The organism is Bacillus sp. FSL H8-0492, from assembly GCF_038006145.1.
In the GTDB taxonomy this organism is placed as follows: domain Bacteria; phylum Bacillota; class Bacilli; order Bacillales; family Bacillaceae_G; genus Bacillus_A; species Bacillus_A mycoides.
Map to the genome: position 1 here is coordinate 1,461,822 of NZ_JBBOUP010000001.1, position 22,725 is coordinate 1,484,546.

Annotated in this window: 23 protein-coding genes; all 23 read left to right on the plus strand. The window is 37.8% G+C overall.

Annotated features, from left to right (window positions below; translation table 11 throughout):
• The first annotated feature begins 69 nt into the window (after positions 1-69).
• A complete protein-coding gene (gene fapR / locus MHH66_RS07560) occupies positions 70-663 on the plus strand; it encodes a transcription factor FapR (protein ID WP_000747354.1) in 594 nt (197 codons plus the stop codon).
• Positions 660-1,652 carry a phosphate acyltransferase PlsX gene (gene plsX / locus MHH66_RS07565; protein ID WP_002128828.1) on the plus strand — a complete coding sequence of 331 codons (993 nt, stop codon included), beginning with the start codon at positions 660-662 and terminating at the stop codon, positions 1,650-1,652. The genes fapR and plsX overlap by 4 nt, the downstream gene beginning before the upstream one ends.
• A gap of 14 nt (positions 1,653-1,666) precedes the next feature.
• Positions 1,667-2,611: an ACP S-malonyltransferase gene (gene fabD / locus MHH66_RS07570; RefSeq protein ID WP_002128825.1), complete on the plus strand. Its 945-nt coding sequence runs from the start codon at positions 1,667-1,669 to the stop codon at positions 2,609-2,611.
• A complete protein-coding gene (fabG, locus tag MHH66_RS07575) occupies positions 2,611-3,351 on the plus strand; it encodes a 3-oxoacyl-[acyl-carrier-protein] reductase (RefSeq protein WP_002014514.1) in 741 nt (246 codons plus the stop codon). Before fabD ends, fabG begins: the two co-directional genes overlap by 1 nt.
• Before the next feature lie 69 nt (positions 3,352-3,420).
• The gene (gene acpP, locus MHH66_RS07580; RefSeq protein ID WP_002014515.1) at positions 3,421-3,654 is read left to right on the plus strand and encodes an acyl carrier protein; all 234 of its coding nucleotides are present in this window, start codon (positions 3,421-3,423) and stop codon (positions 3,652-3,654) included.
• 58 nt (positions 3,655-3,712) lie between these two features.
• Positions 3,713-4,450, plus strand: coding sequence for a ribonuclease III (gene rncS, locus MHH66_RS07585; RefSeq protein WP_002033792.1), 738 nt, complete (start codon positions 3,713-3,715; stop codon positions 4,448-4,450).
• A gap of 148 nt (positions 4,451-4,598) precedes the next feature.
• A complete protein-coding gene (gene smc / locus MHH66_RS07590; RefSeq protein ID WP_063219175.1) occupies positions 4,599-8,168 on the plus strand; it encodes a chromosome segregation protein SMC in 3,570 nt (1,189 codons plus the stop codon).
• A gap of 14 nt (positions 8,169-8,182) precedes the next feature.
• Positions 8,183-9,172, plus strand: a complete 990-nt coding sequence (ftsY, locus tag MHH66_RS07595; RefSeq protein ID WP_002088200.1) for a signal recognition particle-docking protein FtsY — start codon at positions 8,183-8,185, stop codon at positions 9,170-9,172.
• Positions 9,173-9,304: 132 nt separating this feature from the next.
• Positions 9,305-9,637 carry a putative DNA-binding protein gene (locus tag MHH66_RS07600; RefSeq protein ID WP_002033794.1) on the plus strand — a complete coding sequence of 111 codons (333 nt, stop codon included), beginning with the start codon at positions 9,305-9,307 and terminating at the stop codon, positions 9,635-9,637.
• Between the two features lie 12 nt (positions 9,638-9,649).
• A complete protein-coding gene (ffh, locus tag MHH66_RS07605) occupies positions 9,650-10,999 on the plus strand; it encodes a signal recognition particle protein (protein ID WP_002014519.1) in 1,350 nt (449 codons plus the stop codon).
• Between the two features lie 100 nt (positions 11,000-11,099).
• Positions 11,100-11,372 carry a 30S ribosomal protein S16 gene (rpsP, locus tag MHH66_RS07610; RefSeq protein ID WP_000268750.1) on the plus strand — a complete coding sequence of 91 codons (273 nt, stop codon included), beginning with the start codon at positions 11,100-11,102 and terminating at the stop codon, positions 11,370-11,372.
• Between the two features lie 14 nt (positions 11,373-11,386).
• Positions 11,387-11,614 carry a KH domain-containing protein gene (locus MHH66_RS07615; RefSeq protein ID WP_002088196.1) on the plus strand — a complete coding sequence of 76 codons (228 nt, stop codon included), beginning with the start codon at positions 11,387-11,389 and terminating at the stop codon, positions 11,612-11,614.
• A gap of 121 nt (positions 11,615-11,735) precedes the next feature.
• On the plus strand, positions 11,736-12,251 hold the full coding sequence (rimM, locus tag MHH66_RS07620; RefSeq protein WP_002014521.1) for a ribosome maturation factor RimM: 516 nt from the start codon (positions 11,736-11,738) through the stop codon (positions 12,249-12,251).
• Positions 12,251-12,985 carry a tRNA (guanosine(37)-N1)-methyltransferase TrmD gene (trmD, locus tag MHH66_RS07625; protein WP_078184341.1) on the plus strand — a complete coding sequence of 245 codons (735 nt, stop codon included), beginning with the start codon at positions 12,251-12,253 and terminating at the stop codon, positions 12,983-12,985. Before rimM ends, trmD begins: the two co-directional genes overlap by 1 nt.
• 146 nt (positions 12,986-13,131) lie before the next feature.
• On the plus strand, positions 13,132-13,476 hold the full coding sequence (gene rplS, locus MHH66_RS07630) for a 50S ribosomal protein L19 (protein WP_002014524.1): 345 nt from the start codon (positions 13,132-13,134) through the stop codon (positions 13,474-13,476).
• Between the two features lie 100 nt (positions 13,477-13,576).
• A complete protein-coding gene (lepB, locus tag MHH66_RS07635; RefSeq protein WP_002066791.1) occupies positions 13,577-14,128 on the plus strand; it encodes a signal peptidase I in 552 nt (183 codons plus the stop codon).
• Positions 14,129-14,148: 20 nt separating this feature from the next.
• The gene (gene ylqF / locus MHH66_RS07640) at positions 14,149-15,039 is read left to right on the plus strand and encodes a ribosome biogenesis GTPase YlqF (RefSeq protein ID WP_002014526.1); all 891 of its coding nucleotides are present in this window, start codon (positions 14,149-14,151) and stop codon (positions 15,037-15,039) included.
• A gap of 55 nt (positions 15,040-15,094) precedes the next feature.
• A complete protein-coding gene (locus MHH66_RS07645; RefSeq protein ID WP_002142917.1) occupies positions 15,095-15,868 on the plus strand; it encodes a ribonuclease HII in 774 nt (257 codons plus the stop codon).
• Between the two features lie 193 nt (positions 15,869-16,061).
• The gene (gene sucC, locus MHH66_RS07650) at positions 16,062-17,222 is read left to right on the plus strand and encodes an ADP-forming succinate--CoA ligase subunit beta (protein WP_002014529.1); all 1,161 of its coding nucleotides are present in this window, start codon (positions 16,062-16,064) and stop codon (positions 17,220-17,222) included.
• Positions 17,223-17,241: 19 nt separating this feature from the next.
• A complete protein-coding gene (sucD, locus tag MHH66_RS07655; RefSeq protein WP_002033796.1) occupies positions 17,242-18,144 on the plus strand; it encodes a succinate--CoA ligase subunit alpha in 903 nt (300 codons plus the stop codon).
• Positions 18,145-18,232: 88 nt separating this feature from the next.
• Complete coding sequence (gene dprA, locus MHH66_RS07660) at positions 18,233-19,102, plus strand: DNA-processing protein DprA (RefSeq protein WP_078184340.1); 870 nt, start codon at positions 18,233-18,235, stop codon at positions 19,100-19,102.
• Positions 19,103-19,246: 144 nt separating this feature from the next.
• On the plus strand, positions 19,247-21,325 hold the full coding sequence (gene topA, locus MHH66_RS07665; RefSeq protein WP_078184339.1) for a type I DNA topoisomerase: 2,079 nt from the start codon (positions 19,247-19,249) through the stop codon (positions 21,323-21,325).
• 48 nt (positions 21,326-21,373) lie between these two features.
• Complete coding sequence (gene trmFO, locus MHH66_RS07670) at positions 21,374-22,678, plus strand: FADH(2)-oxidizing methylenetetrahydrofolate--tRNA-(uracil(54)-C(5))-methyltransferase TrmFO (protein WP_002014534.1); 1,305 nt, start codon at positions 21,374-21,376, stop codon at positions 22,676-22,678.
• The last annotated feature ends 47 nt before the right edge of the window (positions 22,679-22,725 follow it).

The window sequence follows — 22,725 nt, forward strand, 5'->3', positions numbered from 1 at the left end:
TTGTTGCATTCTACTTTTAATGATTATATACTACTTTTAGTACCTAGTCATAAAAATGGATGGTGCGGTATGAAAAAAAGAAGAAGTAAAAAAGAAAGACAAGAATTATTACAACAAACAATAGAAACGAATCCTTTTATAACGGATGAAGATTTAGCGGAAAAATTTCAAGTGAGCATACAAACTGTTCGTCTTGATCGTATGGAATTATCTATTCCTGAATTAAGAGAACGAATTAAGCATGTGGCTACAAAACAACATGAAGAAGACGTGAAATCTTTACCGTTAGAAGAGGTTGTCGGAGAAATTATTGATATAGAATTAGATAGACATGCGATTTCTATCTTTGAAGTAAAGGTAGAACATGTATTTAAAAGAAATCAAATTGCTCGTGGGCATCATTTGTTTGCACAAGCAAACTCACTAGCTGTTGCGGTTATTGATGAAGAATTAGCTTTAACTGCAAAGTCCACCATTCGATATATTCGTCCTGTAAAATTAGGAGAGCGTGTTGTTGCAAAAGTACGTGTTGAAGATGTGGAGAATGATAAAGGACGGACGGTTGTCAAAGTGCGTAGTTTTGTTGGAGAAGAACTTGTCTTTACAGGCACTTTTGAAATGTATCGATCTAGTAATTATAGTGAGGAAGGTAACAACTTATGAAAATCGCAATAGATGCAATGGGCGGCGATCATGCACCAAAGGCTGTAGTATTAGGAGCAATGAAAGCTATTAAGGAATACTCAGATTTACATATTACGTTAGTAGGGAAAGAAGAGGGAATTCGTCAATATTTAACGAGTGAAGAGCGAATTACTATACTTCATACGGACGAAAAAATTGAATCGACAGACGAACCAGTAAGAGCGGTTCGTCGGAAAAAACAAGCTTCAATGGTACTAGCGGCGCAGCAAGTAAAAGACGGCGTAGCGGATGCTTGTATATCAGCAGGTAGTACAGGAGCTTTGATGGCAGCTGGATTGTTTGTTGTTGGTCGTATGGAAGGAATTGAACGACCAGCTTTATCACCTACAATGCCAACTGTTGATGGAGAAGGCTTTGTTATGTTAGATGTTGGAGCCAACGTTGATGCAAAACCAATTCATTTATATCAATATGCAGTAATGGGCTCTGTTTACGCAGAGAAGGTAAGAGGAATTAAAAATCCACGCGTTGGACTTTTAAACGTTGGAACAGAGGATGGTAAAGGAAACGAGCTTTCAAAACAAGTCTTTGCTATGCTCAAGGATGCACCAATTAATTTCGTTGGAAACGTTGAATCAAGAGATTTATTGCAAGGTGTAGCAGACGTTGTTGTATGTGATGGTTTTACGGGTAATGTAGCGCTAAAATCATTAGAAGGAACAGCACTTGCGTTATTCTCTATGTTAAAAGAACAATTAATGAGTTCGTTTACGAGCAAATTAGCAGCAGCGGTATTAAAACCAAAACTTATGGTATTGAAAGATAAAATGGATTATTCGGAGTATGGTGGAGCGGCGTTGTTTGGATTGAAAGCTCCTGTCATTAAGGCTCATGGTTCTTCTAATGACCAATCGATATTTAGTGCGATTCGTCAAACGAGAGAAATGGTAGCGAAAGAAGTAATTCCTACAATTTCAAGTGTAATGGAGAAGGAGCCGCTTCAATAAGAGGAGGATTTGAAATGGGAAAAATAGCATTTCTTTTTCCGGGCCAAGGTTCACAGGCAGTTGGAATGGGTAGACAGTTAGCGGAGAATAATAAAGAGGTTGCGAAAGTGTTTGCAAAAGCGGATGAGGTTTTGCATGATTCTCTTTCAGAAGTGATTTTTGAAGGACCGCAAGAAAAGTTAACATTAACAACAAATGCGCAGCCGGCACTATTAACAACGAGCTTTGCAATTTTAACAGCTTTGAAGGAGTATGATATTACACCTGATTTTGTCGCAGGACATAGTTTAGGTGAATATAGCGCTCTTGTAGCTGCTGGTGCATTAACATTCGAAGACGCTGTATATGCTGTAAGGAAACGCGGGGAATATATGGAAGAAGCTGTTCCAGGCGGGGAAGGTGCAATGGCAGCTATTTTAGGTGCGGATCCGGATATGCTGAAACGAGTTACAGAAGAAGTAACAAGTGAAGGATATGCAGTACAAATTGCTAATATGAATAGTACGAAGCAAATTGTTATTTCTGGAACAAAGCAAGGAGTAGAGCTTGCTTCTCAAAGAGCGAAAGAAAATGGTGCTAAAAGAGCAATTCCGCTCAAAGTAAGTGGACCGTTTCATTCCTCGCTTATGAAACCAGCTGCTGAGAAATTCCAAAGTGTTTTAAATGAAATTACAATTCAAGACACGAATATTCCTGTTATTGCAAATGTTACGGCAGATGTTATTACGCGTGGTACAGATATTCAAGCAAAGCTAATTGAACAGCTCTATTCGCCTGTATTATGGTACCCATCTATTGAGTATATGGTGAATCAAGGGGTAGATACATTTATTGAAATCGGACCTGGAAAAGTACTTGCTGGTCTTATGAAGTCGATTGATTCTTCAGTGAAAGCATATGCGGTATATGATGAAGAGACATTAAAAGATACCATTTCAAATTTGAGAGGAGAAAGCTGATGTTAAAAGGGAAAGTAGCATTAGTAACTGGTGCTTCACGTGGGATTGGTCGTGCGATTGCTATTGATTTAGCGAAACAAGGGGCAAATGTTGTAGTAAATTATGCTGGTAATGAGCAAAAGGCGAATGAAGTAGTTGATGAAATAAAGAAATTAGGTTCAGATGCCATTGCAGTAAGAGCAGATGTTGCAAATGCTGATGATGTTACTGCAATGGTGAAACAAACTGTAGATACGTTTGGACAAGTTGATATTCTTGTAAATAACGCTGGTGTAACAAAAGATAATTTATTAATGCGTATGAAAGAAGAAGAATGGGATACAGTTATTAATACAAACTTAAAAGGTGTTTTCTTATGTACGAAAGCAGTATCGCGCTATATGATGCGTCAACGTCATGGACGTATTATTAATATCGCTTCTGTTGTTGGTGTAACAGGAAACCCAGGACAAGCAAATTATGTTGCTGCTAAAGCTGGTGTAATTGGATTAACAAAAACATCAGCAAAAGAATTAGCGAGCCGAAATATTACTGTAAATGCAATTGCTCCAGGGTTTATTGCAACTGATATGACGGATGTATTAGATGAAAATATAAAAGCCGAAATGTTAAAATTAATTCCTGCAGCTCAGTTTGGAGAAGCACAAGATATCGCAAATACTGTAACGTTTTTTGCTTCTGATCAAAGTAAATATGTTACAGGTCAAACGTTAAATGTTGATGGCGGTATGGTAATGTAATAAAAGAATCGATTTCACCTAGTTTTTTTGGACAATATTTTATATAATATTTGAGGGGAGGTGAATAGAATGGCAGATGTTTTAGAGCGTGTAACCAAAATTGTCGTTGATCGTTTAGGAGTAGAAGAAACTGAAGTAGTACCAGCTGCAAGCTTCAAAGAAGATTTAGGCGCAGACTCCCTAGATGTAGTAGAACTTGTAATGCAATTAGAAGATGAATTCGAAATGGAAATTTCTGATGAAGATGCTGAAAAGATTGCTACTGTTGGCGATGCTGTGACTTACATAGAGAGTCATCTATAATGCTTAAGTGAAGTCCCGTTTTTTAACGGGGCTTCTCGGCTTATATCTGGAGGGACCTATGCCGTACCGAAAACATAGAGAAAAAAAATACGAAGCAAAATATCGTGAAGCTTTTAAAGTATTTCAAGAAGAGATAGGTATTACGTTTACAGATGAAAAATTATTGATTCAAGCGTTTACGCATTCATCGTATGTGAATGAGCATCGAAAAAAACCGCATGAGGACAATGAGCGTCTTGAGTTTCTTGGCGATGCTGTATTGGAACTCACTGTATCACAGTATCTGTTTCAAAAATATCCGACAATGAGCGAAGGAGAGTTAACAAAACTACGTGCAGCTATTGTATGTGAGCCATCTCTTGTTCGTTTTGCAAACGAAATGTCATTTGGTAGCCTTGTTTTATTAGGGAAAGGTGAGGAAATGACGGGTGGACGTGAACGACCAGCTTTATTAGCGGATGTCTTTGAAGCGTTTATTGGTGCCCTTTATCTTGATCAAGGGCTAGAAACAGTTTGGGGTTACTTAAAAGAAGTTGTATATCCAAAAATTAATGAAGGTGCTTTTTCTCATGTGATGGATTATAAGAGTCAATTGCAAGAATTGATTCAGCGTGATGGTAGTGGCAATGTTGAGTATCAAATTTTGCAAGAAAAAGGACCGGCCCATAACCGAGAATTTGTGTCCCGTGTAACTTTAAATAATGAGGCATTAGGTCTTGGAAGTGGTAAGTCAAAAAAAGAGGCAGAGCAACAAGCTGCTGCAGAAGCATTGAAAAAATTAAAAGAACAATCATGAGGAATCCCCCTTTGAATGAGGGGGATTCCTTATGCATAGAATGAAACTTTCCTTTTATTTATAAATAAAAGGAGTGGGAAATCCGTATAGTAGTTTGTTTTCGTACAGACAACGTTTACAACAACGGAGAATAGGAGGAAGGCCTTTCGTGTTTTTAAAAAGATTAGAAATAGCAGGATTTAAGTCTTTTGCTGAGCGTGTATCTGTCGATTTTGTTCCAGGTGTAACTTCTGTAGTAGGACCTAACGGGAGCGGGAAAAGTAATATTACTGATGCAATTCGCTGGGTACTTGGTGAACAATCTGCAAAGTCATTACGCGGTGCAAAGATGGAGGATATTATTTTTGCCGGCAGTGATACGAGAAGAGCGGTTAATGTTGCTGAAGTTACATTAACTTTAAATAATGAAGACCAACGCTTACCGATTGAGTATAACGAGGTGTGTGTAACGCGTCGTGTATCTCGTTCGGGTGATAGTGATTTTTATATTAATAAACAATCTTGTAGATTAAAAGATATTATTGATTTATTTATGGACTCTGGTATGGGAAGGGAAGCTTTTTCGATTATTAGCCAGGGGAAAGTCGAAGAGATTTTGAGTAGTAAATCAGAAGAACGTCGTGGTGTATTTGAAGAAGCTGCGGGTGTGCTGAAATATAAACTTCGTAAAAAGAAAGCTGAAGGGAAATTGGCGGAAACACAAGAAAACTTAAATCGTGTACAAGATATTATTCACGAATTAAGTAGTCAAGTAGAACCACTAGAAAGACAAGCTTCTATTGCGAAAGATTATCTTGAGAAAAAAGAAGAATTAGAGAAAGTAGAAGCTGCGCTTATTGTACATGAAATTGAAGAATTACATGAAAAGTGGGAAGCGCTTCGAAATCAATTTGGGCATAATAAAGATGAAGAAGCTAAAATGTCGGCGAACTTACAAAAAAGTGAAGAAGAGCTTGAGGAATTACGCGGGCAATTACAAGCCGTTGATGAATCTGTAAATTCCTTACAAGAAGTTCTACTTCTGTCTAGTAAAGAACTAGAAAAACTAGAAGGGCAACGCGAGCTGTTAAAGGAAAGAAAGCAAAATGCAACGACACATTGTGCGCAGCTTGAAAAGCTAATTGTTGAGTTAACAGAGAAAACTACAAGTTATGATGGCGAAATTGAAACAAGTACAGAAGCTTTAATGCAATTTGTGAATCAAGTAAAAGAATTGGAGAAGAAATTGCATGATAACGAGCAATTACTTGCGACTTTTGCTGAGAATTTAGAGGAACAAATTGAGAATTTAAAAGGTGACTATATTGAACTTTTAAATCAACAAGCAAGTCTTCGTAATGAATTATCTATGATTGAAGAACAATCAAAACAGCAAAACTCTAAAAACGAACGACTTGATGAAGAAAATGAAAAGTATGTACAGATGCGTGTGGAAATTACAGCGAAAAAGGCGAAACTTGTAGACAGTTATGAGCAAGCGAGAGAGAAAATAGCTGGCATTATTTCTAACATACAGAAGACAGAAACGGCACTTGGGAAATGTAAGTCACAGTATAGTGAAAATGAAACGAAACTGTATCAAGCGTATCAATTTGTGCAACAGGCGCGCTCTCGTAAAGAAATGTTAGAAGAGATGCAAGAGGATTACTCTGGCTTCTATCAAGGGGTACGTGAAGTATTAAAGGCTAGAGAAAATAGACTACAAGGTATTGAGGGAGCTGTTGCAGAACTTCTGACTGTGCCGAAAGAATATGAAATCGCAATGGAAATCGCCCTTGGGGCAGCGATGCAACATATCGTAGTACAAACAGAAGAGCATGCTCGTAATGCAATTGCATTTTTAAAGCAAAATAAACATGGCCGTGCAACGTTTTTACCTCAAGCTGTTATTAAAAGCCGATCGCTATCATTTGATCAATTACGCATTGTGAATCAGCATCCATCGTTTGTCGGTGTAGCGGCAGAACTTGTGCAGTACAATAATAAATATGAGAATGTAGTTTCAAGTTTATTAGGTACAGTTGTTGTTGCGAAAGATTTACGCGGAGCAAATGAGTTAGCGAAACAACTGCAATACCGCTATCGTATTGTAACACTCGAAGGTGACGTAGTGAACCCGGGTGGTTCTATGACGGGTGGAGCTGTAAAACAGGCGAAATCCTCTTTATTGGGACGTCAACGTGAACTTGAAGAGTGGACTAAAAAACTAACTGACATGGAAGAAAAAACAACGAAGCTAGAAAACTTTGTTAAAGCAGTAAAGCAAGAGATTCAAGAAAAAGAAGTACAAATACGAGAGCTACGCCAAGGTGTAGAGACCGAACGTGTAGATGAACAGAAGCTAAGAGAAGAAATTAATCGTTTAGAATTAGATGAACATCGTATTAATGATCGTTTATCGATTTACGATTTAGAGATTGAAGGATTTTTACAAGATCAAGTAAAAATGCAAGGGCGCAAAGAAGAGTTAGAAAAGATTTTAGCGACCCTTCAAGCTGAGATTGGGGAATTAGATAGCAAAATCGTCGTTTTAACGAAACAAAAAAGTGAACAATATTCTTCAAAAGAAAAAGTTCAGAAGGAAATGACGGAGCTAAAAGTACAAGCTGCTGAACAACAACAACGTTTGTCTAATCAAAAAGAAAAAGTCGAACGATTGACGAAGGAAAAAGAAGAGACTGATGCGACGCTTGTAAAAACGAAAGAAGATTTAGCGTTCTTAAAGCAAGAGATGACATCTAATTCAAGTGGCGAAGAACAAATTACGAATATGATTGAGAAGAAAGCGTATGATCGTAATCAAACTTCGGAGTTAATTCGTTCTCGTCGTGAACAACGCGTATCATTGCAAGAAAGAGTCGAGCATTTAGAGCGCGGTGTGAAAGAAACAATAGGTAAACATAAATATATTCTTGAGATGCTGAAAGATCAAGAAGTGAAAATTAACCGACTTGATGTAGAGCTGGAAAATAGATTGCAACATTTACGTGAAACATATACTATTTCATTTGAAGCAGCAAAACTTAAGTATACAATGATGATGCCTGCAGAAGATGCACGTAAAAAGGTGAAACTAATTAAACTATCCATTGAAGAGTTAGGCGCAGTAAATTTAGGGGCAATTGATGAGTATGAACGTGTAGCAGAGCGCCATACATTCTTATTAGAGCAAAGAGATGACCTAGAAGAAGCGAAATCGACATTGCATCAACTTATTATGGAAATGGATGAAGAGATGAAAAAACGCTTTTCTACTACATTCGAAGGGATTCGAACAGAGTTTCAATCTGTATTCTCTGAATTATTCGGAGGTGGAAGAGCGGATTTAGTAATGACAAATCCAGAAGATTTACTAAATACGGGTATTGATATTGTAGCGCAACCACCAGGGAAGAAACTACAAAATTTAGGTTTACTTTCAGGGGGAGAGCGTGCTTTAACGGCAATTGCGCTCTTATTTGGTATTTTAAAAGTACGCCCAGTTCCATTCTGTGTTCTAGATGAAGTGGAAGCAGCTCTTGATGAGGCAAACGTTGCTCGTTTTGCGCAGTATTTAAAGAAATTTAGTGATGAAACGCAGTTTATTGTAATTACACACCGAAAAGGTACAATGGAAGAGTCTGATGTATTGTACGGTGTAACAATGCAAGAATCAGGGGTGTCGAAGCTTGTTTCTGTTCGTTTAGATGATGGCGAAGAACTTGTTACAAGTAGATAGGAAGGATGGGAAGTATGAGCTTTTTAAAAAAATTAAAAGAAAAAATTTCAAAACAAACGGATACGGTAACAGAGAAGTTTAAACAAGGATTAGAAAAAACGAGAAATTCATTTGCTGATAAAGTAAATGACTTAGTGTACCGTTACCGCAAAATAGACGAAGATTTCTTTGAAGAATTAGAAGAAATTTTAATTAGTGCGGATGTCGGAGTTTCGACAGTGATGGAATTAATTGATCAGTTGAAAGAAGAAGTGCAACGTCGTAACATTCAAGATCCGAAAGAAGTACAGGCTGTTATTTCTGAAAAGCTAGTGGGCATTTACAAAGGTGACAGCGATTTTAGTAATGAAGTTAATATACAAGAGGATCAATTAACAGTAGTTTTATTTGTTGGTGTGAATGGTGTGGGGAAAACGACGACGATTGGTAAGCTTGCGCATAAATTTAAATCAGAAGGTAAGTCTGTCCTATTGGCGGCAGGAGATACATTCCGTGCTGGGGCGATTGAGCAATTAGAAGTATGGGGCGATCGTGTTGGTGTAGAAGTAATTAAACAAGGGTCAGGATCTGATCCAGCGGCTGTTATGTATGATGCTGTGCAAGCGGCAAAGGCCCGTAAAGTGGATGTATTGCTATGTGATACAGCGGGACGCTTACAAAATAAAGTAAACTTAATGAATGAGTTAGAGAAAGTGAAGCGTGTAATTGAGCGTGAAGTACCAGGGGCTCCTCATGAAGTATTACTTGTTATTGATGCAACAACAGGGCAAAATGGTTTAAGCCAAGCGAAAACATTCCGTGAAGCAACGAATGTTACTGGTATTGTTTTAACGAAGTTAGATGGAACTGCTAAAGGTGGTATCGTCTTAGCGATTCGTAACGAAATGGATGTTCCGGTGAAATTTGTTGGGCTAGGAGAGCAAATGGATGATCTGCAACAGTTTGATCCAGAACAATATGTTTATGGTTTGTTTGCGAACGTAGTAGAAACAGAAGAAGTGTAAGTGAAAGAAGCGGTATTTCCGCTTCTTTTTTTATAAAAATATGTGATGTTAAGAAAAAAACTTGACACTCTTTTATACTCCATGTAAACTAAGTCATGTAAAGGGAAATCACTTAACAAAGGATGATCCAACATGCTCGAGAAAACAACGAGAATGAACTATTTATTTGATTTTTATCAATCGTTGTTAACGCAAAAACAAAGAAGTTATATGTCGCTTTATTATCTAGATGATTTATCTCTTGGTGAAATTGCGGAAGAATTTGATGTAAGTCGCCAAGCCGTGTATGATAACATTAAACGGACTGAAGCGATGCTTGAAGAATATGAAGATAAATTAGTATTACTTCAAAAGTTTCAAGAGCGACAGCGACTTGTTGCAAAGCTAAAACAGCTACTCAGCGAAGAAGAGCATGTGAATGAAGAAATGAAACAAGTTGTTGAAGCTATCGAAAAATTAGATTAGGAGGGCGGCAATATGGCATTTGAAGGATTAGCCGACCGACTTCAACAGACAATGCAAAAAATCCGCGGCAAAGGAAAAGTTTCTGAAGCCGATGTAAAAGAAATGATGAGAGAAGTTCGTCTAGCTCTTTTAGAAGCGGATGTTAACTTTAAAGTAGTAAAAGATTTTATAAAGCGTGTGTCTGAGCGTGCTGTCGGACAAGATGTAATGAAAAGTTTGACACCTGGACAACAAGTAATTAAAATCGTACAGGAAGAACTTACAGAACTTATGGGCGGAGAGCAAAGCAAAATTGCTGTTGCTAATAAGCCACCTACTGTTATAATGATGGTTGGTCTGCAAGGTGCGGGTAAAACAACGACGACAGGTAAGCTTGCAAATTTGCTTCGTAAAAAGCATAATCGTAAACCGATGCTTGTTGCAGCGGATATTTACCGTCCAGCAGCGATTAAACAGCTTGAAACATTAGGGAAGCAATTGGACATGCCTGTTTTCTCCTTAGGAGATCAAGTAAGTCCGGTTGAAATTGCGAAACAAGCGATTGCGAAAGCAAAAGAAGATCATCACGATTACGTTTTAATCGATACAGCGGGTCGCCTGCATATTGATGAAGAACTAATGGGTGAATTAGCAAAAGTCAAAGAAGTTGCGAAACCGGATGAAATTTTCCTTGTTGTCGATGCGATGACAGGACAAGACGCGGTAAATGTAGCACAAAGTTTCCATGAACAGTTAGGATTAACAGGTGTTGTATTAACGAAATTAGATGGTGATACGCGCGGTGGTGCGGCATTATCTATTAAGGCTGTAACAAATACACCAATTAAATTCGCTGGTATGGGTGAAAAACTAGATGCAATTGAAGCGTTCCATCCAGAACGTATGGCATCCCGTATTTTAGGGATGGGCGACGTCTTAACATTAATTGAAAAAGCGCAAGCTACAGTTGATGAAGAGAAAGCAAAAGAACTTGAGCAAAAAATGCGTACGCTTTCGTTTACGCTTGACGATTTCCTAGAACAACTTGGACAAGTGCGTCAACTTGGACCGCTTGACGAATTGTTAGGAATGCTTCCTGGTGCAAATAAAATTAAAGGGCTGAAAAATGCACAAGTTGATGAAAAACAAATTGGGCATATTGAGGCAATTATTCGTTCTATGACTAAAGTAGAACGAGAACAACCGGAAATAATCAATGCTAGTCGTAAAAAGCGCATTGCCAAAGGTAGCGGTACAACGGTACAAGAAATCAATCGTCTAATCAAGCAATTTGATGATATGAAAAAAATGATGAAGACGATGACGGGAATGCAAAAAGGTAAGAAAAAAGGACTAGGTGGATTGAAGTTTCCATTCATGTAAGGAAAAAAGATGGCTCTGTTAAGAAAAAATACTTTACAAAGCAATAGTCTTTTTGCTAATATAATTATCTGTGTGAAATAAATTCGGAGGTGCTTTATAAATGGCAGTTAAAATTCGTTTAAAACGTATGGGAGCTAAAAAAACTCCTTTCTATCGTGTAGTTGTTGCAGATTCTCGTTCTCCTCGTGACGGACGTTTCATTGAGGAAATCGGTACTTACAATCCGGTTGCTCAACCAGCGGAAGTTAAGATCAACGAAGAAGCAGCATTAAAATGGTTAGGAAATGGTGCTAAACCATCTGATACAGTTCGTAACCTTTTCTCTAACCAAGGTATCATGGAGAAATTCCACTTATCTAAACAAGGTAAGTAATTGAGGCAATGACAATGAAGATGTTAGTCGAGACAATTGTTAAACCTCTTGTGGATCATCCTGGAGATGTAAAAGTTACACAGGAACTTTGCAACGGAGAAATAAAGTATCGATTAACTGTACATCCTGAGGATGTTGGAAAAGTCATTGGAAAGCAAGGGAAAGTTGCGAAAGCGATTAGAATGCTCTTGTATTCAGTGGGACATCATAATGATGAGAACGTCACACTGGAAATTCAATAAACGTAAAAAGGGCGAGGAGTTATTTCCTCTCCCTTTTTTAACATTTAAAGAGAAATTGCATGGTCCATATATAAAATGGAAATGCTTAATTTATATAGAAACCAGGGGTGACATACTAATTATGACAAAATGGTTTAATGTAGGGAAAATTGTAAATACTCATGGCGTAAAAGGAGAAATTCGTGTTATTTCTCGTACTGATTTTCCAGAAGAGCGATATAAAGTAGGGAACACGTTATACATATGGGATGAGAAAGGTACAGACTACCTTACAGTGAAGGTGACTTCTCATCGTCAACATAAGACATTTGATTTATTAACACTTGAAGGATACAACAATGTAGATGAAGTAGAGAAGTTAAAAGGTTCTTTAATAAAAGTACCAGAAGAGCAGTTAGGCGAACTAGCTGAAGGTGAATACTACTACCATGAAATTATTGGTTGCAACGTTGTAACGGAAGAAGGCGAAGCGTTAGGGACAATCAAAGAGATTCTATCTCCTGGTGCGAATGACGTTTGGGTGATTAAACGTCCAAAGGGTCAAGATTTGTTAATTCCTTATATTGATGACGTTGTACTTCAAGTTAACATTGAAAATAAATTAGTAACCATTCATGTAATGGAAGGGCTACTATAATGAAAATTGATATTTTAACATTGTTTCCAGATATGTTTATGGGTGTATTTGGTTCTTCAATTTTAAAGAAAGCACAAGAAAAAGAAGCGGTAGAGCTTCGTGTTGTCAATTTTCGTGAGTATACAACTAGTAAGCATAATAGTGTAGATGATTATCCGTATGGTGGGGGCGCTGGTATGGTATTAACCCCACAGCCTATCTTTGACGCAGTAGAAGAGTTAACGAAGGAAACAGACCGTAAGCCGAGAATCGTCTTAATGTGTCCACAAGGAGAGCGTTTCACGCAGAAGAAGGCAGAAGAGCTTGCTGGAGAAGAGCATGTTATTTTTGTATGTGGCCATTATGAAGGATACGATGAACGAATTCGTGAGCATCTTGTAACAGATGAGATTTCTATTGGGGATTACGTATTAACGGGTGGAGAATTGGCTTCTATGGTAGTCACTGACAGTGTTGTACGTCTTTTGCCAGGAGTGCTTGGGAATCAAACGTCACAAGTGGAAGACTCTTTTAGCACAGGTTTGTTAGAACACCCACATTATACACGTCCTGCTGATTTTCGTGGTATGAAGGTACCGGATGTACTAATGTCAGGAAATCATAAAAACATTGATGAATGGCGCCATAAAGAGTCACTACGTCGTACATACACACGTAGACCGGATTTACTGGAAGAACGAGAATTATCTAAGCAAGAAGAGAAATGGCTGGAACAGATTAAAGAAGACCGATAAGGGCTTGATATATTTTCTATTGCAACAGTCCTAGCAATATGCTATTATAACATTTGTGCTACTGAAATCAGTAGCCGTATTAACGATGTTCCGCTGTAATTTAATAAGACTTTATAAGAGCATCTGTTTAAAGGAGAGAATTTAATATGCAACAATTAATCACAGAAATCACAAAAGGCCAATTGAAAACTGACCTTCCTTCATTCCGTCCTGGAGACACTTTACGTGTACACGTAAAAGTAGTTGAGGGAACTCGTGAAAGAATTCAGCTTTTCGAAGGTGTTGTAATTAAACGTCGTGGTGGCGGAATCAGTGAAACATTCACAGTTCGTAAGATTTCTTACGGTGTAGGTGTTGAGCGTACATTCCCAGTTCACACGCCAAGAATCGCGAACATCGAAGTACTTCGCCGTGGTAAAGTACGTCGTGCTAAGTTATACTACTTACGTAACCTTCGCGGTAAAAAAGCACGTATTAAAGAAATTCGATAAGACATGTATGGGAGCTTGTAAATACACAAGCTCCCTTTTTCCAATCTATATGAAATTTTGGTATAATACGAGCAGCTTACATAACAGTGGAGGGGAAAGCATGAAGAAAGAGAAGAGCTCACTTTGGGAATGGATCAAAGCAATTTTGATTGCTGTTGTATTAGCGGGCGTAATTAGACAGTTTTTCTTTGCCCCAATTCTCGTAGACGGTGTATCGATGTCGCCGACTTTACATGACCGTGATCGAATGATTGTTAATAAAATTGGCTATCACATAGGTGATCCGAAACGCTTTGATATTATTGTATTCCGAGCGACGGAAGAAAAAGATTATATTAAGCGTATTATTGGCCTGCCAGGCGACGAAATCGAATACCGTAATGATAAACTATATGTTAACGGGAAACCTTATGAGGAGCCGTATTTAGATAAGCAGAAAAAACAACTTGCTGACGGACCGCTTACATATGATTTTACTCTTGAAGAAATGACAGGAAAGAAAACTGTTCCAGAAGGTCAATTATTTGTTTTAGGCGATAATCGTCGTTTTAGTAAAGATAGCCGTTCGATTGGTACAATTTCAATGGACCAAGTGATTGGTAAAGCAAATATGCTATATTGGCCGTTAAAAGATGCGCGTATTGTGAAATAAAAGAAAAAGAAGGTGGCAACATGGTAATTCAATGGTTCCCAGGACATATGGCAAAGGCTAGACGCCAAGTAACAGAAAAATTAAAGTTAATTGATGTTGTAATTGAGCTTGTAGATGCTCGATTACCTTTATCTTCTCGTAATCCAATGATTGATGAAATTATTACACATAAACCAAGGCTTGTTGTTTTAAATAAAGCGGATATGGCGGATGATCGTCTTACAAAGCAGTGGATTGCATATTTTGATGAAAGAGGTCAAAAGGCAATTTCAATTAATGCGCAAGCTGGACAAGGTATGAAAGAAATTGCAGCAGCTTGTAAAGTTCTTGTCAAAGAAAAATTCGATAAAATGGTTGCTAAAGGCATTAGACCAAGAGCAATTCGTGCTTTAATTGTAGGTATTCCAAACGTTGGTAAATCTACACTAATTAATAAATTAGCGAAGAAGAATATAGCAAAAACAGGAGATCGTCCTGGTGTGACAACGGCCCAGCAGTGGATTAAAGTTGGGAAAGAAATGGAATTATTAGATACACCAGGTATTTTGTGGCCTAAATTTGAAGATGAATTAGTTGGTCTTCGTTTAGCGACGACTGGTGCAATTAAAGATTCTATATTAAATCTACAGGATGTAGCTATTTATGCGTTACGTTTTATGGAAAAACATTATCCGGAACGTTTAAAAGAGCGATATAATTTAAATGACATTCCAGAAGAAATTGTGGAGTTATTTGATGCAATTGGAAAAAATAGAGGTTGCTTAATGGGCGGCGGAATGATTGATTATGATAAAACATCTGAGCTTATACTTCGTGAGCTTCGTGGTGGAAGATTAGGAAAAATGACATTTGAAACACCAGAAGAGTTTGCAGAGCAGGTAGAAGATGCGGAAAAAGTAGAAGAAGTATAAGACGTGCGTTTGTACGTCTTTTCTTTTTGGTTACGTTTAAAAGGAGTGTAAATAGATGCAAAAAATGACTATTCATGAAGCGGAATGTTTGCTGCAAGAAATTATGAATGAAGAAGACGAGCGTTTTCAAATGTTAGTGAAAGATGAGCGAAAAGGTGTTCAAAAACTAATTTTGAAGTGGTATAAACAAAAAGAGTTAGCGCAAAAAGAAAGAGAAAAATTTCTAGAAATGTCAAAGTACGAAAATGAGTTACGTGAAAAAGGGCTCACATACATTGCTGGTATTGATGAAGTGGGTCGTGGGCCGTTAGCAGGACCGGTTGTGACGGCGGCAGTCGTCCTTCCGGAAGATTTTTATATTCCAGGATTAAATGACTCGAAAAAATTAAGTGAAGCGAAACGTGAGCGTTTTTATGATGAAATTAAAGATCATGCAATTGCGATTGGAGTTGGAATTATATCACCACAAGTTATTGATGAAATAAATATTTATCAAGCGACGAAGCAAGCGATGTTAGATGCCGTTGCTAATTTATCATGTACACCAGAATATTTATTAATCGATGCGATGAAGCTTCCTACATCAATTCCGCAAACATCAATCATTAAAGGTGATGCGAAAAGTGTCTCTATTTCAGCTGCATCTATTATTGCGAAAGTGACGAGAGATCGCATGATGAAAGAGTTAGGAGGAAAGTATCCTGCATATGGATTCGAACAACATATGGGATATGGGACGAAACAGCATTTAGAAGCGATTGAAGTACATGGAGTATTAGAAGAACATCGAAAATCATTCGCGCCAATTAAAGATATGATTCAAAAATAAGCTGTATATTCACAGCTTATTTTTTATTTTGGTATATAAACATTATTATTTTCGAAAAAGAATAAAGCGATTTCAGTTTTCTGACACTTTATTGTAGACAGCGTGCCAATCATCTTATACAATGGCAATGTAATGTTTTTTAAACATTAAAAAACTTTTCGAGTAAAACAGGAAAACAGGGGAGGATGGGACCATGAATATCCATGAGTACCAAGGTAAGGCAGTCCTTAGAAGCTATGGGGTTAGCGTTCCGAACGGGAAGGTTGCATTTACAGTAGAAGAAGCTGTAGAAGCAGCGAAAGAATTAGGAACGGAAGTATGTGTAGTTAAAGCGCAAATTCACGCTGGTGGACGCGGCAAAGCTGGCGGTGTAAAAGTTGCGAAAAATTTAGAAGAAGTTCGTACATATGCAGAAAGCATTTTAGGAACTACACTTGTGACGCATCAAACAGGTCCTGAAGGTAAGGAAGTAAAACGCTTACTTATCGAAGAAGGTTGCGATATTAAAAAAGAATATTATGTAGGTCTTGTATTAGATCGTGCAACTTCTCAAGTTGTTTTAATGGCATCTGAAGAAGGTGGAACAGAAATTGAAGAAGTAGCAGAAAAAACGCCTGAAAAAATCTTTAAAGAATATATTGATCCAGCAGTAGGTTTACAAGGTTTCCAAGCGCGTAGAATCGCGTTTAACATCAATATTCCAAAAGAACTTGTAGGACAAGCTGTGAAGTTTATGATGGGCTTATACAGTGCGTTTATCGAAAAAGATTGCTCTATCGCTGAGATTAATCCACTTGTTACAACAGGTGACGGTAAAGTTATGGCGTTAGATGCAAAATTAAACTTTGATTCTAATGCGTTATATCGCAATAAAGACATTTTAGAACTTCGTGATCTTGAAGAAGAAGATTCAAAAGAAATTGAAGCTTCTAAATATGATTTAAACTACATTCCTTTAGATGGAAATATCGGTTGTATGGTTAATGGTGCAGGTTTAGCGATGGCTACAATGGATATCATTAAACATTACCATGGTGACCCGGCTAACTTCTTAGATGTTGGTGGCGGCGCAACAGCTGAAAAAGTTACAGAAGCATTCAAAATTATCCTTTCTGACAAAAATGTAAAGGGTATCTTCGTTAACATTTTTGGTGGCATTATGAAGTGTGATGTTATCGCAGAAGGTGTTATTGAAGCGACGAAGCAGGTAGGTCTTGAGTTGCCTTTAGTTGTACGTCTTGAAGGTACAAACGTAGAGCTAGGAAAGAAAATTTTAAATGAGTCTGGTTTAAATATTGTTGCAGCAGAATCTATGGCAGACGGTGCACAAAAAATTGTTTCACTAGTGGGCTAATAGAAAGCGGGGGAGAAAAATGAGCGTATTAGTTAATAAAGATACAAAAGTTATTGTTCAAGGTATTACAGGTTCTCAAGGGTTATTCCATACAAAGCAAATGATTGAATACGGTACGAAAATTGTAGGTGGTGTAACACCAGGTAAAGGTGGCACTGATATTGAAGGCGTACCAGTATTTGATACAGTAGAAGATGCTGTGAAAGCAACAGGCGCAAACGCTTCAGTTGTATACGTTCCACCCGCTTTTGCGGCTGATGCAATTATGGAAGCTGTTGATGCAAAGGTTGATTTAGTAGTATGTATTACTGAAGGAATCCCTGTATTAGATATGGTAAATGTAAAGAGATATATGGCGGGTAAACATACACGTTTACTTGGACCAAACTGCCCTGGTGTCATTACACCTGACGAATGTAAAATTGGTATTATGCCAGGATATATTCACAAAAAAGGTCATGTTGGTATCGTATCTCGCTCTGGTACATTAACGTATGAAGCTGTACATCAGTTAACGCAAGAAGGTATTGGCCAATCTACTGCTGTAGGTATCGGGGGAGACCCTGTTAACGGTACGGACTTTATTGATGCGTTAAAAGCATTTAATGAAGATGAAGAAACGCATGCTGTAATTATGATTGGTGAAATCGGCGGTACGGCAGAAGAAGAAGCAGCAGAATGGGTACAAGCTAATATGACAAAACCAGTTGTAGGCTTCATTGGTGGTCAAACAGCGCCTGAAGGCAAACGTATGGGTCATGCTGGGGCGATCATTTCTGGCGGCAAAGGAACTGCTGCTGAAAAGATTAAAACAATGGAAGCTTGTGGTATTAAAGTAGCGGAAACACCAGCTGTTATGGGTGAAACATTAATCTCTGTTTTAAAAGAAAAGGGATTATTTGAGACTTGTAAAAACTACTAATCTTTTTGAAAGACACCTTCTTATTAGAGGGTGTCTTTTTACACGTTTTTTGTTTACATAATAAAAATTATGGGTAAGGAGAATTGGGATGAAAAGAGAACGTTTATTGCACCTTCATTACATGTTGGCGGATCATTGGAAGGCGATGGAGAGACTACTATATGTTGATCCAGAACTGAAGGGAATATACACTTTTAGTCCGAAACAATTTGAATATTACGCTGGAATATCCTCGGAAAAATCTTTAGAACTAGTAAATTTTCTTCAAATTTCAAATCTCCAACAATATGTATCCCAGTTAGAAAAAAAGAGAATATTTTATATAACAATATGGGATAAGGACTATCCACAATTACTGCGAGAAATACAAGATCCCCCTTTTGTTTTATACGGAAAAGGAGAAAGAGATTTTCTAAATAAAGTAAATAAATTAGCGATTGTTGGAACGAGAGAACCGTCTTTATATGGAAAGGAGAGTATGAAGTTTATTTTACAACCTTTACTTGAAAAAGAATGGCTTATTGTTAGTGGGTTTGCAAGAGGGATAGATACAATTGCTCATGAAGTTACAGTAAGGCAGCATTGCCCGACCATTGCAATATTAGGACATGGATTATCTTATATGTATCCAAAGGAGAATAGAGATTTATATGACACGTGGAAAGATTATATATTGTTATTGACAGAGTATCCGCCCCATTATGTGCCGAAAAAATGGTATTTCCCAAAAAGAAATCGAATTATTAGCGGTATAAGTAAAGGTGTTTTAGTTGTAGAAGCAAAAACGAGAAGTGGATCCCTTATTACTGCAGACCTTGCGCTAGAACAAAATAGAGAGGTGTTTGCGCTTCCTGGACCTATATTTATAGAGAGTGCAGCGGGAACGAATCATCTAATTCAACAAGGCGCAAAGCTAGTAAGAAATGCGGAGGATATCCTTGAAGAAATTTTAAATTAACCATATATTTTTATGTTTTTATTAAACAATTATTGACAAATGGTAGATTGTCGCTGTATGGTATATTCATTCTTGATTGACAAAAACAAGAGAAATCAATAAGATTGATGAAGACTTGAATCCACCTCTTAAGGAGGCACTAGCATGTCAGATTACCTCGTAATCGTGGAGTCGCCTTCTAAGGCGAAGACCATTGAAAAATATTTAGGGAAAAAATACAAAGTCGTCGCGTCCATGGGACATGTCCGCGATTTACCTAAAAGCCAAATGGGGATAGAAGTAAAGAATAACTTCACCCCGAAGTATATTACCATTCGTGGTAAGGGTCCCGTTTTAAAAGATTTAAAATCAGCGGCAAAAAAAGCAAAGAAAGTCTATCTCGCGGCCGATCCGGATCGTGAAGGAGAAGCAATTGCTTGGCATTTAGCAAATACGTTAAATGTGGACGTTGAATCAGATTGCCGAGTTGTATTTAATGAGATTACAAAAGATGCAATAAAAGAATCATTTAAATATCCTCGTGCAATTAATATGGATTTAGTAGATGCACAACAGGCAAGGCGTATACTCGATCGTCTTGTTGGTTACAATATTAGTCCTTTATTATGGAAGAAAGTAAAAAAAGGATTAAGTGCAGGACGCGTACAATCTGTAGCAGTTCGTTTAATCATCGAACGTGAAAAAGAAATTCAAAGTTTTGAACCTGAAGAATTCTGGACAATTAAAACAGAATTTGTGAAAGGGAAAGACACATTTGAAGCAAGCTTTTACGGTGTAGATGGTGAAAAAGTTCAATTAACGAACGAAGCACAAGTGAACGAAATAATCGAAAAGATGAAAGACAATGCGTTTTCGGTTGAAAATGTAACGCGAAAAGAGCGAAAGCGTAACCCTGCATTACCGTTTACAACATCTTCCTTGCAACAAGAGGCAGCGCGTAAGTTAAATATGCGAGCAAAGAAAACAATGATGCTTGCACAGCAGCTGTATGAAGGGATAGATCTTGGAAAACAAGGGACTGTAGGTCTTATTACGTATATGAGAACTGATTCAACACGTATCTCAGAAACAGCTCAAACAGAGGCTCATGATTACATTACTGAGGCGTTTGGTGCGGAATACATAGGAACAGAGAAGAGGAAAGAAACGAAAAAGTCGAAAGCACAAGATGCGCATGAGGCGATTCGTCCTACTTCGGTAATGAGAAAGCCAGAGGAACTAAAAAGTTTCTTAAGTCGTGATCAACTCCGTTTGTATAAACTGATTTGGGAGCGATTTGTTGCAAGTCAAATGGCATCTGCTATAATGGATACTGTTACAGCGAAACTCATTAATAACAATGTTCAGTTCCGTGCAAGTGGATCAGTTGTAAAGTTCCCAGGATTTATGAAAGTGTACGTAGAGTCGAAAGATGATGGTGCGGAAGAAAAGGATAAGATGTTGCCACCGTTAGAAGTAGGTGAAACTGTATTTTCAAAAGATATAGAACCAAAGCAACATTACACACAGCCTCCGCCGCGTTACACAGAGGCTCGTCTAGTAAGAACACTTGAAGAGCTTGGAATTGGGAGACCGTCTACTTATGTACCGACACTTGAAACAATCCAAAAACGAGGATACGTTGCTTTAGATAATAAACGCTTCGTTCCGACTGAGCTTGGTGGAATAGTAATCGAACTTATTTTAGAGTTTTTCCCAGAAATTATTAACATTGAATTTACTGCCAATATGGAGCAAAGCCTTGATGAAGTAGAAGAAGGAAATGCAAATTGGGTGAAAATTGTTGATGATTTCTACGTAGGATTTGAACCGCGCTTAGAAAAAGCGGAAAAAGAAATGCGTGAAGTGGAAATTAAAGATGAACCAGCTGGGGAAGACTGTGAATTATGTAGTCACCCGATGGTCTTTAAAATGGGTAAATATGGGAAATTTATGGCTTGTTCAAATTTCCCGGAATGTCGTAATACAAAACCGATTGTAAAAGAAATCGGTGTTACTTGTCCGAAGTGTGATAAAGGGCAAATTATTGAACGCCGTAGTAATAAAAAGAAACGCCTTTTCTACGGATGCGGTACGTATCCAGAATGTGACTTTGTATCTTGGGATAAGCCGATTGGTCGTAAATGTCCGAAGTGTGAAGGTATGCTCGTAGAGAAAAAGTTAAAAAAAGGCGTGCAAGTACAATGTATTTCGTGTGATTATGAAGAAGAACAACAAATGTGAGCGTAACTGCTCACATTTTTTTCGGGAAGAAAAGGAAAGGTGATATATATGACAACACAAGTAGTAAACGTCATTGGCGCAGGTCTTGCAGGAAGCGAAGCAGCTTACCAAATTGCAAAGCGTGGTGTCCAAGTAAAATTATATGAAATGAGACCAGTAAGGCAAACACCAGCTCATCATACAGATAAATTTGCTGAATTAGTATGTAGTAACTCACTTCGCGCAAACACATTGACAAATGCTGTTGGTGTTATTAAAGAAGAAATGCGTCTAATGGATTCTGTCATTATTCGTGCAGCTGATGAGTGCTCTGTACCAGCAGGAGGTGCTTTAGCTGTAGACCGTCATGAATTCGCGGCGAAAGTGACTGAATATGTGAAAAATCATCCGAACGTAACTGTAATGAATGAGGAAATCACTGAAATTCCAGAGGGACCAACTGTTATCGCGACAGGTCCACTTACGTCTCCGGATCTTTCTGCACAATTAAAAAAACTAACAGGTGAAGATTATTTTTATTTCTATGATGCTGCAGCGCCAATCGTTGAGAAAGACAGCATTGACATGAATAAAGTATATTTAAAATCCCGTTATGATAAAGGTGAAGCGGCATATTTAAACTGTCCAATGACAGAAGAAGAGTTTGATCGTTTTTATGAGGCTTTAATTGCTGCTGAGACAGTGCCTTTAAAAGAATTTGAAAAAGAAATTTTCTTTGAAGGTTGTATGCCAGTAGAAGTTATGGCAAGTAGAGGAAGACAGACGTTAGTATTTGGACCGATGAAGCCTGTTGGGTTAGAAGATCCGAAAACAGGGAAAACACCGTATGCGGTTGTTCAGTTACGTCAAGATGATGCAGCAGGAACATTATATAATATTGTAGGCTTCCAAACACATTTAAAGTGGGGGCCACAAAAAGAAGTGTTACAGCTAATTCCAGGACTAGAAAACGCAGAGATTGTACGTTATGGTGTAATGCATCGTAATACGTTTATTAATTCGCCTAATTTACTTCGTCCAACATATCAATATAAACAACGTGATGATTTATTCTTCGCTGGTCAAATGACTGGTGTAGAGGGTTATGTTGAATCAGCAGCATCAGGATTATTAGCGGGTATTAACGCTGCTCGACTTGTAAAAGGTGAAGAGCCAGTTGTATTACCACCTGTAACTGCAATGGGAAGTATGGCAAATTATATTACTGCGACAAATGCGAAAAACTTCCAGCCAATGAATGCAAACTTCGGTTTATTTACACCGTTAGAGAAGAAAATTAAAAAGAAACAAGAGCGAAATGAAGCATATGCTACACGCGCTTTGGAAACAATTCAAAATTTTGTAAATATTTAATTAAATTTCTTGCAAAGGCTACTAAGTTGTGATACGATTTAGTAGCC